This window comes from Streptomyces sp. T12, from assembly GCF_028736035.1.
Taxonomy (GTDB): Bacteria; Actinomycetota; Actinomycetes; order Streptomycetales; family Streptomycetaceae; genus Streptomyces.
Genome location: NZ_CP117866.1, coordinates 5,960,527 through 5,974,578, shown reverse-complemented (window position 1 = coordinate 5,974,578; position 14,052 = coordinate 5,960,527). Strand labels below are relative to the sequence as shown.

Here is a 14,052-nt window from a genome sequence, read left to right as displayed (position 1 = left end):
CTGTCCCTTCGTACGAAGACTTCGTGTCGGTCGTACGAAGGGACAGGGACCGTCTGTCGTATGGGGGCCGGTCGCACCGGGCGTTCACACGGGGCGTTCACACGGGCGTTCGCTGGCGTCGGCTGCCCGTGCCGAGGGTCTCAGCCGGCCAGCAGCTTCTTGACCGCCGCTGCCACGCGGCCGCCCTCCGCCTGACCCGCGACCTTCGGGTTCACGATCTTCATGACGGCGCCCATGGCCCGCGGGCCCTCGGCGCCGGCCGACTTGGCCTCTTCCACGGCCTGGGCGACGATCTGGTTCAGCTCGTCGTCGCTGAGCTGCTTCGGCAGGTACGTGGCGAGGACCTCGCCCTCCGCCTTCTCCCGCTCGGCCTGCTCGGGACGACCACCCTGCGCGAAGGCGTCGGCCGCCTCACGGCGCTTCTTCGCCTCGCGGGTGATCACCTTCTGCACCTCGTCGTCGGAGAGCTCGCGCTTCTCCTTGCCCGCGACCTCCTCCTTGGTGATCGCGGCGAGCGTCAGCCGGAGCGTCGAGGAGCGGAGCTCGTCGCGCTCCTTGATCGCGGCGTTGAGGTCTTCCTGCAGCTTCGACTTGAGCGTGGTCATGGTGTTGATTGTCGCAGGTGTGGGGCGCGGAACGCCCGTTGATTTCAAGGGACCTGCGCGCCGACGTCGTACCGGAAGCGGTCGAGGACGGCCCGTCAGGTGACACTCCCCCGGTCTGACACGATGGGTGGCATGCACGCGCGATACGGAGTACCCCTGGGCATCGCGGCGGTCGGCGCCGCCGGTCTGCTGTATTCGGCGGGATTCGAGGCCCGTTCCTTCCGCCTGCGACGGGTGACGATCCCCGTCCTGCCGGCCGGCATGCGTCCGCTGCGCGTGCTCCAGGTCTCCGACATCCATATGGTCGGCGGCCAGCGCAAGAAGCAGCGCTGGCTGCGCTCGCTGGCCGGCCTGCGCCCCGACTTCGTGATCAACACCGGCGACAACCTCTCCGACCCGGAGGCCGTGCCGGAGGTCCTGGACGCGCTGGGCCCGCTGCTGGAGTTCCCGGGCGCGTACGTCTTCGGCTCGAACGACTACTACGGCCCCACGCCGCGCAACCCCGCCCGCTACCTCCTCGAGAAGGCCCAGGGCCGCCACGGCCTGAACGGCAACCCGCCCGTCGTCGGCGCGATCCACAACCCGTGGGAAGACCTGCGCGACGGCTTCGACGCCGCGGGCTGGCTCAACCTGACGAACACGCGGGGGACGCTGAAGGTCGAGGGCGTGTCCGTGGAGCTCACCGGCCTGGACGACCCGCACATCAAGAGGGACCGCTACGAGCAGGTGGCCGGCGGCCCGTCCGGCACCGCCGACTTCGCGATGGGCGTGGTCCACGCGCCGTACCTGCGCGTCCTGGACGCCTACACGGCCGACGACTACTCCCTGATCCTCGCCGGCCACACCCACGGCGGCCAGCTCTGCATCCCCTTCTACGGCGCCCTGGTCACCAACTGCGACCTGGACACGGACCGCGTGAAGGGCCTGTCCACGCACACGGCGGAGGGCCGTACGGCGTACCTGCACGTGTCGGCGGGCTGCGGCACGAACCGCTACACCCCGTTCCGCTTCGCTTGCCCGCCGGAGGCGACGTTGCTGACGTTGGTGGGGCGGGAGTAGGTCGTAACCAGTAAGGCGGGAGTACGGGAGTCGGTAGTGCAGGAGTAGGGGAGTGCAGGAGTAGGGAGGCGGCGAGGAGAGGCAGCGCGGAGCCCCAGGCGGAAGCTGCGCGATATAACCCGCGTAGTCCACATAACCCGCATGGACCAGCCATATCGCCCATTCCGCCCACGCTCCTTAGCGTGAGGGCATGACCGCCCCGATACCCAGGGACATCCCGGACCTCCCCGCGATACCGGGCATCCCCGCGCTGCTGCCCTCCCACGTCCCCGCCACGGCCGTGATGCCCCCCGTACGCCGCCCCTGGGCCGCCGTGTACCGCCTGCTGGTCGCCCTGGCCGCGGGCGCGGCGGTGGCCGTGGAACTGACCCTCGGCAGCCCACTGCGCACCCTGAGCCACTTCGCGATCCAGGCCAACATCCTGCTGGTCCTGGTCTTCACCCTCGCGGCCCGCCGCGCCTGGACCGCACGTCGCCCCCTCCCATCGGCACTGACGGGCGCCACGCTGCTCTACGCCCTGGTCACGGGCCTGGTCTACCACCTGCTCCTGGCGAACGAGTCGAGCCCCTTCGCGCTGCCCGGCGTACTGACGGGCGAGGCCACCGACCCGACAGGCTGGCACGCGCTCACCACCCAGGTCCTGCACACGGCGACCCCCGTCGCGGCCCTGCTGGACTGGCTGCTCCTGACGACCCCCGGCCTGCTGCACCTGCGCCAGGCGGCGACCTGGCTGCTCTACCCCCTCACCTACCTGGCGCTCACCCTCGCCCGAGGCGAGCTCCTCGTCCCCGGCACGCCGGCCCGCTACCTCTACCCGTTCCTCGACGTGGGCCGGCACGGCTACCGCAGCGTCCTGGGCAACGCCCTCCTCATCGGCCTCGCCATCTACGCCCTGGCCATCCTCCTCGTGGCCCTCGACCACGCCCGCCCCAACCCGATCCGCCACCGCGCACACCACCGCGCGAAAACCGGATTTCGTCTCCAGCCACCGGTGGGCTAAAGTAAACGTCGTCGCCGCGACAAGCAGCGACATCGGGGTGTAGCGCAGCTTGGCAGCGCGCTTCGTTCGGGACGAAGAGGTCGTGGGTTCAAATCCCGCCACCCCGACGCTGGTCAGAGGGCAGGTACGAGTTTCGTACCTGCCCTCTGTCGTGCCTGGGGGGCCAAACGGGGGGCCAAACGAATTTGATCAGGCCACCGCGTCGCCCTCTTCGTCGTCCTCCACGGCCTCCCCTTCCTGATCCTCGGCAAAGATGTCATCCATCGCTTCGGCACCCTGCGTGATCACAGGCCGGAGCTGCTTGCGGTAGACCGCCTCCGTGGTCGCCTGACTGCTGTGACCGACCAAGAGCGCGATCCGCTCCAAGGGGATGCCATGGTCGGAGAGCAGGGACACGAAGCTGTGCCGGAGCTCCCGCGGCGTCCACTCAGGCTTCAGTCCGGCCTTCTTCACGATGGCCTTGAAGTCTCGCCGGACGTTGGCTGCGTCCAGCGGCTCACCGCTCCGAGTCGTGAAGACACGGCCGGTCGGGCTCCACTCCATCCCTCTCGATGCCCGCTCCTGCTTCTGCCACCGCATGTGTTCTTCGAGGACGTCGACCACTTGCTTCGGCAGAGCTATGGTCCGGCGGCTCTTCCTGGTCTTGGTCTCACCGTGCTTGCGCACCGAACGCCACACCGCGACGTGAGGCGGGATGCCGTCCGTCGTCTCCAGGAAGACGTGATCCCAGGTGAGGGGCCGCGCCTCTTCCGTGCGCACACCGCTGAGGAGCGAAAGCACGAGGTAGGCGTAGAGCCGTGACGGACGCGCGGCGGTGAGCACGGCTTTCGCCTGGTCCAAATTCAGCGCCTTGCTCGGACGGCCGGGGCGTCCCTCCGGTGCGATGACGAGTAGGGCGACGTTCCGCGCCGCCTTGTCCCTGCGCTGAGCGTGCTCGATGGAACGGCGCAGAATGGCGAGCAGGTCACGCAGGCTCCGGGTCGCGAGCACTTCGGCCCGGTCGTCCAACCAGTCGTCGACATCGTCCGCGCTGAGCTCCTTCAGCTTGGCCTTGCCGATGAACGGGATCAGGTGCTTGTTCGCCATCGAGCGGTTCTTGCCGATGGTGGCCTTCTCGTCGCGCCCCTTGAGTCCACGCTCCAACCAGTCGTTCACCGCGTCGGCCACGGTGTAGTTGGCCGGCGCTTTGACGCCGGTCTGCATCTCCTTCTTAAGATCCCGGATCTTCTGGCGGACTTCGGTCTTCGTCTTGCCGTACACCTTCGGTCGACGGCGCTTGCCGTTTGGGGCGTACCCCAAGGAGACGGCTCCCACGTAGCTCTTCTTGACGGGGTCCCAATAGATCGTGTCCGCGCCGTGACCAGCCCGGGTGCGCTTCGGAGTCTCGCTCATCTTCTGTTGTGCCTCCATAGGACAGGGCCGCGCCCTGGTGGGCGCGGCCCTGTGGAACTGGGGTGATCGGGAGTTCAGGCGGTGGCCTCTGCCTCGTACTTGAGGAGTTCGACGTACTGCGCGATGTACTCAGGCGGCACGAGTCGGCGTCGGCCGATGCGGACGGTCTGGAGACGTCCGAGGCGTATCTCCTCGTAGACCATCGAGCGTCCGATCCTGAGGGCCTTGGCCGCCTCTTCAGGGCGGTAGAGGAGTTGTCCGGCAGCTTCAGCAACGGTGGTCATGCGGTGGTGCCTCCTAGGCAGGGTTCCGGGGGCCCTTTTCGGGAGTCCGCGTGTGTCCGAGGTGCGGATTTCTGCGTCATCGCGTCACGCACGTCATTTGGGGCTCTGACCAGCGGTTGTGCGGTGACGCGGGCAGCTCGGGGCGTGTCACAGGGCGGGGCGAAGTTCTGTCACCTGTGACGCGGGTGACGCGGGATGACGCAGGTTTGGCCGTCTGCGTCACCGCTGTAGCCGCAGGTCAGGGGCCGCGTTCGGGTGGCTGCTGACGTGGGTGACGCAGGATCTCTTCTCTTAGGAAAAAGAGAAGGGGTGGTGTCTGTGGTCGTGCGGTGCGGCTCAGGACATGAAGAAGGAGCCGCTTCGCGGCGCGTCCTCGGGCGGCGGCAAGCCGCCGGAACAGCAAGAGGAGCACCGCGTGGGCGCGGGGTGCTCCTCTTGCTTGTTCGGTGTGGCTGCGTGGTGGCGCGGGTCAGAACGCCGCTTCCTGCTCGCTTGATGGCGGGAGCGGGGGGCGGGTCATCTCGATGTAGCGGGCGGCGCTGGTGCGGCCCCAGTCGATGAGGACACCGCGGGCGGCGAGGGTCGGCTGTAGCCGCTTGAGCCGGTCGGAGAGGACCCTGCCGGTGGTGGGCCAGCCCTTGGGCAGGGGACGGCACTCCTCGCCGCTGTAGAGGCCGGTGAGGCAGTGCAGCCACTCCGAGGACGCCATACGGACTTCCGCGCCCGCGTCGAGTCCGGCAGCGTGCTTCAGGACCGTCTGCGCCAGCAGGTCTCCTTCGATGACGTCGTCGTTGAGGTCATCGAGACAGGCCCGGTACGCGGCCAGCGAGCCGAAGCCGGTCGCCGCATCCAGCTGCGCGCACAGGTGGGCGAAGTCGGCCATCCGCAGATCGGTGGGAGTCTCCGCCTCGGCGGCCCGCACCTTCACGGTCAGGTCCAGCAGGGAGCCGAGCACGACCGGCAGGATCTCCGCGTATTCCCTCCACAGCTCTGCCTCGGTCCGCCGCACCCGGGGCCGCACCAGACGGAGCGGGAGGAGCCGTTCGGCAAGGTCGGGCCGGATGACGCCGACGTCGATGCCGGTCAGCAGCATGGGGCGCCGGTAGCGGGAGCGGACGACGTCGCCGTCGGTGAAGAGCGCGCGTTTGATGCTCTCGGCGCCGGTCACGATGCAGCACATGAGGTCGGACAGGTCCGGGGGCAGGTGGGAGAGGTTGTCCAGGGCGGTGACCCACCCGGCGGCGACCGCCGTGATCATGTTCTCTTCGTCCTTCGGCGCCCGGCGCAGGTCGCCGCTCATCCCCTCGATGATCCGCACCAGCATGCGGCCACCGGTGGACTTGCCCGCCCCCTGTGGGCCGGTGAGGAACGGGGCGGGCACGGGCACGGACGGCTCCAGGCAGCCGATCAGCCAGGCGATAGCCAGGCACTCGGTTTCGGCGCTGGCGAAGTTGCACAGGCGGAGCAGGAGGTCGATGCCCTTGCCGTTGGTGTCCTTGGCCGGCAGGGGAAGTTCGCCGGTGAGCTGGGTGCGCCGCCAGCACACTTCCTGCGGGTCGGGGGTGAGGATGTCCCAACCAGTGGGGTGGATGCGGACGGACGTGCCGTCGTCACGGCCCAAGTCGAGCCAGGTCGCCCCGTCGAACCCGGGGGCGACGCGGATGTGGGTGGGCTGTACTGCCTCGGTCAGCGCGAGTGCTTCGATCAAGTCCAACGCCTCCTTGAGTGCCGTGCCGTTGAACACGCCGACCCCGTCCTTGAACAGGCCGACCATGAGTTCCTGCCGGTGGCTGCCCGTCGTGCCCTGGGAGCGGATGGGCCGGGCGACGGGGTGACCGTTCCGCTGCGCGTAGACGGTCCCGTCGATGGTGCGGAAGTACCGGAAGTGCGCTTGCGCGTAGTCGGTGATGATCTGGCGAGCCGGTGTCTTCTCGTCCTCGGACACGGCTACATCCCCAGTGCGGCGCGGGCGTTGGCCCACGCGTCGGTGCAGTGCCGGGGCGATTCGCCCTTGGCTTGCGCGGCGGTGAACAGGCGCGCGATGTGGGCGTCGGTGAGGCAGCCGCACCGGCCGTGGGCGGACAGCACGGCGAGGAAGGTGCGGTACACCGTGGTGTGCACCGCGCTGCGGGCTTCGGTGATGCGCTGTTCGGCCATGGCGATGCCACGTTCCAGGTAGGCGGGCGTGCCGTGACGGCACTCCCCGCCACCGGCCAATGCGGGCGCGGTGAGGGACTGCGTCACCGGCCGGACCGGGGAGGGCTTGCTCACGGCCAGCGCGCGCACGGCATCCGGCAGGTAGGCCATGGTGCCGGTACCGAACCCGCGCCAGCGGGCGTAGGCCATCGTGGACTTGATGTCCACGCCGGGGCGGACCGCGTTCGCAGACTGCATCCGACCGAGGTAGAGCCAGTGCTCACCCCGGGTGGTGGGTACGGTCTGCGTGGTCGGCAGGTTCTCGCGAGCCCACGTGATCGCGTCGGCGTTGTCCAGGTCCACGACCGTCAGCCCCGCCCCGCCCGGGTGATAGGCGACCGCGCTCGCGCACAGCCATGCCCGGCGCCAGATACCGGAGTTGATGACGTCCGGGTCGGTGGTCGCTGCGGCCCATGCGTGGCAGGGCCCGGGGCAGGTGCACGGTCCTGCGTTCTTCATGTTCGGTCGGCCGCCGCACACGTTGTCCGCGCAGCGGCGGCAGTTGCCGAACGGGATCTTTCCTGCCCGCAGAGGCAGGACGGGGATCTGTGAGGCGGCGAGTTCGAGGGCGGTGCGCAGGTGCTCGCTCAGGCGCGGCCGGGGGCCACCGTGCCTCATGGGAGTGGCGTGGGACGGGTGGCCCTCGCCGAATGACGCTCGTTGGGTCATGCTGGATGTCTCCTGCTCTCTTGGAGGGACGGGAGAACCGGGGCGGGCGCGGCTTGTGGTGAGACGGCGCCCGCCTCGGGCGTGGCTACTGGTTGTTGATCCAGTGGGCGTACTGCTGACGGACGTAGTGCCGCGGCTCGCAGATGACGCCGGCGTCGTCCAGGCTCATCAGCCGCTCTGCCTCCCAGGTCGCCGCCTCGGCTGCGTCGTCGCTGACGTCCTGGAGGGCGATGCGGTCCAGCAACGCCGCCTTGCGGAGCCAGAAGTCACGCGGCGCCCGGCCGTACGGCTGGTTGGCGGCTTGCCCGCCGGTCCATCCGATCTCGCTGAGGATGCTCGGTGCGAGCGCGTAGGCCTCTTCCGGGCTGGGCCACGGGCCGGTGTTGCTGTGGTGATCGGCCGTGACGTACAGGCGTAGCCGCTCGCTGCCGCGGGTGGGGTACTTGTGGACGGGGCCGATGGTGAAGGCCTGCGACAGCGCGTCGGTGATGCGGTCGGTGTCGGACCGGTCGCAGATGATGCGGATCTCGAACATGGTTTCCTCTCCGGTTCAGAAGGGGGGTTCGTCGCTGTAGCCGGACGGCCCCCACGAGCGGAAGCCGCGGCGCAGCCAGCGGGGGCGGTGGGGCAGGGGCAGCAGCAGCCAACGGCGCTGTTCGTTCCAGCAGGTGCAGGGCTCCCAGTCGGTGCCGGCGTACTCGCCGTTGTGGTCGCCGTAGTCGTGCCCGATCCCGCCGTCGCCCTCGCAGTCCGGGCAGTCGGGGTCGGGGGTGTCGGTCAGAACCAGCGCATAGCGCGGCCAGCAGGTGACCTGGATGCGCAGGCGGGGAAGCGTGCGCGTCATAGGGACTTCCTGTCTGCGGTGGGGAGTTCGGGCAGTCCCGCGGATTCCAGGGCGGTGGGGTCGAAGCCGGGCAGTGCGGCGCGGTGGACCAGGGCGGCGGCGAGCTGTTCGGCGTAGGCGGCGCCGGTGCGGGCCACCTCGATTTGGGTGGTGGCGCGGAGGGTTTCGACGCGTTCGATGTGGGCGTACTCCTCGCGCCGCTCGCTCGTCTGCCGCTCGAACGCCACGGTTTCACGGCGGTCGTGGCGCCAGTAGCGGGCAGCGAGTCCGTAGGCGCCGGCGGTGGCAAGGGACCACAGCAGCAGGGGCAGGGACAGTCCGTCGGAGTATCCGGCGACCCCGGCGAAGGCGAGCGCGCCGGAGGCGGCGAAGGCGGTGCCGACGATGACGGAGTCGCTGGTTGCGTTGCCCGCGGCCACGCCCGCCGCGGCGGCCCCGAGGGACAGGGCGGCCATCAGGACGGCGTTGCCGACGGAGTGTTCGGCGCCGTTTGCGTTCCAGATCCGGGCGAGGGCGAGCACTGTCGTGGTGGCGATGGCGGGTGCGGCCTTGGGCGCGGTGGCAGCGAGCCAGTGCCGGGCGGTGGTGGGGTCGTTCACGAGGATCTCTCCCGTCACTTGCCGAGCGCGGAGAGGGCGTCGGCGGACGCCTGCACGAGGTTGTGGATGGGCTCGTACGCGCCGGTCCCGGCGGCGAAGAACCCGAACAGGAACAGCACCACGGCGGCGCCGCCCCCGGCGGACCCGCTCTTGACGGCGAGGACGGACGCGGCGCCGAACAGCAGCACGGCGGAGATGCTGAGGACCATCGGGAAGCCTTTCGGTCAGGGGGTGTTGGTGCCTGCGCGGTAGATGCGGGCGAAGCGGTTGTAGAGCCAGCGGCCGATGCGTATGCGCTTGCCGGTCGCGTGGCAGCGTCGGCAGTCCTTGCCGCGCTTCATGCGGCCCTTGCGGTCGGTCTTGAACGCGAAGCCCCAGCCGGAGCACTTGCGGCAGGTGCCGAACGGCGAGGCAGCACACACGGCGACGTAACACAACGTGACGCAAACGAGCAGGGTGATAGCGAGCAGGGTCAGGGGCATGAGGGGCCCTTCGAGGCGGGTTTCAGGGGTTTCCGCAGGTGGGCCGCTATCCGCTAGCGGCCTGATCAGACCGGGTTTGGGGCGCTAGCGGGGCCGCTAACGTTAGCGGGGTGTGCCGCTAGCGCTAGCGGCCCCGGATACTCATCCCGCGTCCCGGTTTCCGTCACGCTCCGCAATCGCTGCGGTGATGTGGGAGCGGTCAATGCCGCGCCGGTTGACGACCTTGCCGTTGACCCGGCGGCCCACCTGGATGGTGGAGATGCCGTGCGGCTTCAACGCTGCGGCGAGCCCTTCGGGGTCCCAGCCGTCGTAGACGTCCTCACGCAGGTCGGCGAGCCGGGCGACGACCGTCTCGGACCACACCTTGGGCTCGTCGGCGGGGACGACGGCGAGGATGTCGCGCAGCAGGTCATACGCGCTGGACTCGTCTGCCTCGGGCTCTTCCCCGAGTGCGTGCCCGGTGAGGGTGCCGGCGAGTTCGCGGGCCTTGCGGGCGCGGGCGCCGATGGCTTCGGCGGCCGGGGCGTCCACGTAGACGGAGCCCACGATGCGGGCGTCCGCGCCCTCACCGACGAAGTAGTGGATGCCCTTGTCACCCCAGCTGAACATGGTGGCCCGCACGCCGCGCTTGTAGGCGGACGTACCGAGGACCATGTCGTTCTCCAACTGGCCCATGACCTTCAGGCAGAACCGGGCCGACGCGTTCGCGGAGATGCCGGTGGGCAGCGCCTTCGCGTCCGGGCGCTGCGTGGCGAGCAGCAGCACGATCCCGGTAGCCGGACCGCGTTTGACCAGGTCAGTGCAGATCTCTTCGAGTTCCTTGCCGTACTTGTCGTGCTCGAACCAGACCTGGCACTCATCCACCCCGACCACGATCGGGTGCAGCCCCAGCTGCTTCATGTCCGCGAGCTGGGAGGTCACCTTGGACTCGGGGCAGATGTCCCGCGGCAGGGTGCGGATCATCTTCGCCCGGCGGCGCAGTTCCTCGCGCAGCGCGCGCAGGTCCCGCACCGCGTACTCGATGTCCTCCTCTTCGTCCCCGGCGCGGTGCCGGTGCGAGACGGCGTTACCGACCGGGTCCAGGTCGCCGGTGCCCTTCAGGTCGTAGGTGTGCAGCTCAGCGCGCGGATCCAGAGCGGCAATAAGCAACAGCAGCCTGAGCAGGAAGGTCTTGCCCATGCGCGGGATCGCGCCGATCACGGCCGCGATGTACATGAGCGTGATCTCGACCCAGCGTCCGCGCTGGTCGGTGCCGAACGCGACCGGCTTGAACAGGTCCGTGCTGCCGGACTTCAGCAGCGGCCATGCGGGCTTCTTCGCCTGGGACATGTCCTGGTCGCCGACCCACAGCACGAGGTGACCGGTGTGCTCGTTCGGCACCGCCTCGGGCCACACACAGCCCAGCGGACGGCGCAGACCCGAGGCGAGCCGCTCGCGCCGCTCGATGATGTCCGTCACCGTCACGCCGTACGGCAGGTTGCCCTCCGCGCGCCAGCCGGGTCCGTCACGGGTGATGGGGGCGGTGAACTCGAACCCGTCACGGCCCTTGCCCTGCGCCTGGTTGATGGCGGGGATGCCGAGCGAGCCGAGCGCCCGCAGCACGATGTCCGAGGTGAGCTTGACAGCCGCGGGCAGTTCCACCGCCCGGTGGATGACCGGGTCGTCCGCCTTGCGGCCGGCGGCCCCGAGCGCGAGCACGACCGCCCCGACCGACAGGTCCTGAAGCCAGTCGGGGGCGAGCACGTAGACGGCGAGCGCGGAGCCCAGCCCGACGAACATCGCCAGCACGGCGACCAGGGTCCGGAGTCGGACCCGACCATCGCGCTGCCGGGACAGCTTCAGGTACTCGGCAGCGTCCTCGCGGCGGACCGCGGCGAGCCGGACCGGCTCGCCCTCACGGTCGGCCACCCACCGCATGGCGCCGCCCACGAACTTCGCGGCACCCGACGGGGCTTGCAGGGTCAGGCGGAGGGCGTAGACCGGGGAGCGCAGCGCGTGGTAGCCGAGCGAGTGGGCGTAGTGGCGGGCCACCCACGCCGACGCGGTCTTCAGCTCGCCCACGGACTTCAGCCACACAGGGACGACCGGGCGGCGCTTCGCGGCGAGCAGCCGACCGAGGTAGCCCGGACCGGACGCGGTTGGGGCCGACTGGTCGACCATCACGCGCGCGGTCGGGTCGCCCGACTCACCACCCGACCGGTCCGCGCCGGAGTCGGCAGGCCCGTCGGAGTCGGGTCGGGTGCTCGGGTCGGCCGACTCCGCGCGGGCCGACCGCGCCTTGTCGAGGTCGACTACCTCGCCCCCGGAGTCGGCGTTCATCTCGGCTTCCAGCCGGTTGAACAGTTCGTTGTCGTCGTCGGGGTGCTTCACTGAGGGTCCTTCCACTTTTCGGGTGTGAGGGAGAGCGGGTCCGGCCGAACGCTGTAGGAGGTGAGCGGCCGGGCCCGTGGGCTTACATGCCGGGCGGGAGTGTGCTGATCCGTTTCAGGTGCATGCCTGAATTCCTTCTCGCGGGGCGGTCACCGCCAGCGGGACGGCTTCTTGGGCACGACGTTCGGGCAGCCGTTGCGCATGTGGTCCACGCACTGCGGGCAGTCCCCTCGGAGGTTGCGGGGGCGCGCCGATCGTGCGCGTGCTGCCAGCACTGCGGGCACTCGCCGGGCGGCGTGTCTGTGCGGGGCATGGTCACCACCACCCGGAGGACTTCTTGGAGGCCTTGGCGGTGGCGGCCTCGCTCACGATCCGCTGCCGCTCCGTCTGCAGGGCGGTGAGATCCGAGCTCAGTCGGGTCTGGACCGAGGTCCACAGCGTCTCCAGCTTGCGTTCGGCGCGGCCGGGGCTCTTGCCCCGGGCGACCTTGTACGAGCCGCCCGCCAGAGCCCGGACTACCGCCCGCTTCTCGGCACCGGTCAGGGGCCACATCTCGCCCTTACGGGCCGCTTCGAGCTTGCGGGTCGCCTGCTGGATTTCGCGGTCCAGACGGCGGGTGTTGGGCTTGCCCATGGTCAGGTACTCCTCGGGGTGTCGTGCACGGTGGTGGGGGTGTCAGGGAAGGCGCAGGGCACACACATGCCGAGCGAGCTGGGGATGACGTAGCCCGCGTCGGTGCGGCAGTTCGGGCAGGTGCGGCGGGCGCGCATCGCCTTGGCGAGCGCGGCCCGCTTGCCCGGCGTCATCGGCCGTACGGGCTTGGCGCGGTCGACGCGGTAGAGGTAGGCGACCAGCGGGCCGCGCCGGTAGCGCGGGCGCAGCACCTGAGCCGCGATCGACTGTCCGCCCGGACGTAAGCCGCGGGCACGGAGCTGGCGGCGCGTGGCGAGCCCTTCGGGGGCGTAGCGCCACGGGTAGGTGGGGATGCCGTACTGGCTGCCGGAAGGGTCGAAGCACTTGCCGAATGCGCCGGGCATCAGGCGGCCTCAGCCTCGGGCTCCTGGCCTTCCGGGGCGTCCACCGCGTGCAGCGGGCGGCCCTCAGCGCGCTCGCCCTTCAGGGTGTCGCGCAGCTTTCGGGCATTGGCCTGCGAGACATGCAGCGTGGTGCGCAGACGGTCCGCGGTCAGCTCCCCGTCCGTCCAGTCCACGGTGACCTTGCGGGCCTCGGTCAGCGCGTCCTCGAAGGTGCGCTGAGCCTTGCCCTTGCCCTTGCCCTTGGCCGGAGTGCGGCGGGGCGGGCGCGGCTTCGGGTCGACCGAGGGCTCCGGCGGAATCTTCGCCGGCGGCTCAGCGGGCGTCTCCTGCTCGGTGGCGGGTGCGAGTTCGCCCATGCGCAGCATCACGCGATCACGCCGTGGCGTCTTCCAACGCCACTTCCAGCCGTACGTCTCGTGCAGGTCCGCACGAGCCAACAGTCGTTCCCGCTCGCAGGTGAGCGCCAGGCTGTAGGAGGTGACCTCCCACAGCGTCATACGCCGCCACAGCGCGAACGTGGACAGCGGAGCCATCAGCCAGCGGGACCAGCGGATCTTCTCCATGCGGCGGCCGGTGGCGGCGCCGATGCGGACGGCGTAGATGTGCGCGCCGATCTCGGAGAAGACGACCCACAGCAGCGGCATCGTGCCGTGCGCGACCTTGGCCCACACGCCGTGTCCGGCGGCGACGTTCAACCCGCAGGTGACCAGGGTGAGCAGCCAGGGCACGAACCGCACCCACGCCAGCGCCATATCCATCCGGATCAGCAGCAGGTTGGCGACGGTGAACACCGGGATGGCCACATCGATACCGACCGGCAACATCCACGGCTCACCGAAACCCCAGCGGGCCGCGGCCTCGGACACGGCATCGAAGGAGGCAATCAGACCGAGCGCGCCGACACCGGCCGCGGCGAGCGCGCCGACTCCCGCAAGACCCATCTCCGGCTTCGTCAGCGGCGGCACCGCGGACGCAGGCGCCTGCGGTGCGGGGGTCGTGGTGGTCATGCCGCGACCCCCTTGCGTGCCGGGCGGCGGCGCCGGGCGGGGCGGGTGAGCGGGGTGACGTTGAACAGGTCCGGGTGCTCCTCGATGACCTGCGCGGCCATGCGGACCAGGTCGTCGGGCATCTCGGGGTTGTCGGCGAGGATGTCGCGGGCCGCGTCCTCACGGGCCGCGCGCTCTTCGTCGCTCTCGCCCTCCACCCCGAGCCACAGCTCAACCGGGGTACCGAGCGCCAGTTCCGCGAAGTCTTCGACAGAGACGGCCTGTTGGCGACCGATGTACGCACGCATGAATGCTCCTGAAGTGGGAGGGACGGGAGCCGGAGCAGCCGCAGGCGTGTTGGTGAGACGACGGCTGCTCCGGAAGAACCCGAGCCGCGAGCGCGGCAAGGGAGAGTGCCCCGGGCCGGATTCGATCCGGCGCCCTTCACGGCTGGATGCCGGGGCGATGCTGCGGGAGTACTGGGTGTCCAGGCCGTAGATGGCCCCCGGCGGTGCGAGACGGGTGCGGC

At 70.1% G+C, this 14,052-nt stretch carries 17 protein-coding genes and 1 tRNA gene; 3 read left to right on the top strand and 15 right to left on the bottom strand.

The features are described 5' to 3' along the window. Nucleotides 1-140 precede the first annotated feature (140 nt). On the bottom strand, nucleotides 141-605 hold the full coding sequence (locus PBV52_RS26960; RefSeq protein ID WP_274241634.1) for a GatB/YqeY domain-containing protein: 465 nt from the start codon (nucleotides 603-605) through the stop codon (nucleotides 141-143). Between the two features lie 132 nt (nucleotides 606-737). Between PBV52_RS26960 and PBV52_RS26955 the strand changes: the two genes are divergently transcribed. The 3 genes from PBV52_RS26955 to PBV52_RS26945 all read left to right on the top strand — a co-directional run bounded on the left by PBV52_RS26955 (nucleotide 738) and on the right by PBV52_RS26945 (nucleotide 2,771). Continuing rightward, nucleotides 738-1,664 (top strand): metallophosphoesterase, encoded by a 927-nt coding sequence (locus tag PBV52_RS26955; RefSeq protein ID WP_274241633.1) that lies wholly within the window; start codon nucleotides 738-740, stop codon nucleotides 1,662-1,664. 190 nt (nucleotides 1,665-1,854) lie between these two features. After that, entirely contained in the window at nucleotides 1,855-2,664 is an 810-nt protein-coding gene (locus tag PBV52_RS26950) for a Pr6Pr family membrane protein (protein WP_274241631.1), read from the top strand. Nucleotides 2,665-2,697: 33 nt separating this feature from the next. Continuing rightward, nucleotides 2,698-2,771: transfer RNA gene (locus PBV52_RS26945), tRNA-Pro, on the top strand. An 82-nt stretch (nucleotides 2,772-2,853) separates the two neighbouring features. Here the strand turns inward: PBV52_RS26945 and xerC are convergent. The 14 genes from xerC to PBV52_RS26875 all read right to left on the bottom strand — a co-directional run bounded on the left by xerC (nucleotide 2,854) and on the right by PBV52_RS26875 (nucleotide 13,831). Continuing rightward, a complete protein-coding gene (gene xerC / locus PBV52_RS26940) occupies nucleotides 2,854-4,056 on the bottom strand; it encodes a tyrosine recombinase XerC (RefSeq protein WP_274241630.1) in 1,203 nt (400 codons plus the stop codon). A 74-nt stretch (nucleotides 4,057-4,130) separates the two neighbouring features. Next, nucleotides 4,131-4,340 carry a helix-turn-helix domain-containing protein gene (locus tag PBV52_RS26935; protein ID WP_274241628.1) on the bottom strand — a complete coding sequence of 70 codons (210 nt, stop codon included), beginning with the start codon at nucleotides 4,338-4,340 and terminating at the stop codon, nucleotides 4,131-4,133. A 469-nt stretch (nucleotides 4,341-4,809) separates the two neighbouring features. Next, a complete protein-coding gene (locus PBV52_RS26930; RefSeq protein WP_274241627.1) occupies nucleotides 4,810-6,285 on the bottom strand; it encodes an ATP-binding protein in 1,476 nt (491 codons plus the stop codon). Between the two features lie 2 nt (nucleotides 6,286-6,287). Further along, nucleotides 6,288-7,154, bottom strand: a complete 867-nt coding sequence (locus PBV52_RS26925; protein WP_274249597.1) for a bifunctional DNA primase/polymerase — start codon at nucleotides 7,152-7,154, stop codon at nucleotides 6,288-6,290. A gap of 136 nt (nucleotides 7,155-7,290) precedes the next feature. Further along, the gene (locus PBV52_RS26920) at nucleotides 7,291-7,740 is read right to left on the bottom strand and encodes a hypothetical protein (RefSeq protein ID WP_274241626.1); all 450 of its coding nucleotides are present in this window, start codon (nucleotides 7,738-7,740) and stop codon (nucleotides 7,291-7,293) included. 15 nt (nucleotides 7,741-7,755) lie between these two features. Next, entirely contained in the window at nucleotides 7,756-8,049 is a 294-nt protein-coding gene (locus PBV52_RS26915; protein WP_274241625.1) for a hypothetical protein, read from the bottom strand. After that, on the bottom strand, nucleotides 8,046-8,648 hold the full coding sequence (locus tag PBV52_RS26910) for a hypothetical protein (RefSeq protein ID WP_274241624.1): 603 nt from the start codon (nucleotides 8,646-8,648) through the stop codon (nucleotides 8,046-8,048). The genes PBV52_RS26915 and PBV52_RS26910 overlap by 4 nt, the downstream gene beginning before the upstream one ends. A gap of 14 nt (nucleotides 8,649-8,662) precedes the next feature. Then, nucleotides 8,663-8,857: a hypothetical protein gene (locus PBV52_RS26905; protein WP_274241623.1), complete on the bottom strand. Its 195-nt coding sequence runs from the start codon at nucleotides 8,855-8,857 to the stop codon at nucleotides 8,663-8,665. A 15-nt stretch (nucleotides 8,858-8,872) separates the two neighbouring features. After that, the gene (locus PBV52_RS26900) at nucleotides 8,873-9,130 is read right to left on the bottom strand and encodes a hypothetical protein (RefSeq protein ID WP_274241622.1); all 258 of its coding nucleotides are present in this window, start codon (nucleotides 9,128-9,130) and stop codon (nucleotides 8,873-8,875) included. Nucleotides 9,131-9,271: 141 nt separating this feature from the next. Further along, the gene (locus PBV52_RS26895) at nucleotides 9,272-11,500 is read right to left on the bottom strand and encodes a cell division protein FtsK (protein ID WP_274241620.1); all 2,229 of its coding nucleotides are present in this window, start codon (nucleotides 11,498-11,500) and stop codon (nucleotides 9,272-9,274) included. Between the two features lie 315 nt (nucleotides 11,501-11,815). After that, entirely contained in the window at nucleotides 11,816-12,133 is a 318-nt protein-coding gene (locus PBV52_RS26890) for a hypothetical protein (protein WP_274241619.1), read from the bottom strand. 2 nt (nucleotides 12,134-12,135) lie between these two features. Then, on the bottom strand, nucleotides 12,136-12,537 hold the full coding sequence (locus PBV52_RS26885) for an RRQRL motif-containing zinc-binding protein (protein WP_274241618.1): 402 nt from the start codon (nucleotides 12,535-12,537) through the stop codon (nucleotides 12,136-12,138). Then, a complete protein-coding gene (locus tag PBV52_RS26880; protein ID WP_274241617.1) occupies nucleotides 12,537-13,544 on the bottom strand; it encodes a DUF2637 domain-containing protein in 1,008 nt (335 codons plus the stop codon). Before PBV52_RS26880 ends, PBV52_RS26885 begins: the two co-directional genes overlap by 1 nt. Further along, entirely contained in the window at nucleotides 13,541-13,831 is a 291-nt protein-coding gene (locus tag PBV52_RS26875; RefSeq protein WP_274241616.1) for a hypothetical protein, read from the bottom strand. Before PBV52_RS26875 ends, PBV52_RS26880 begins: the two co-directional genes overlap by 4 nt. Nucleotides 13,832-14,052 lie beyond the last annotated feature (221 nt).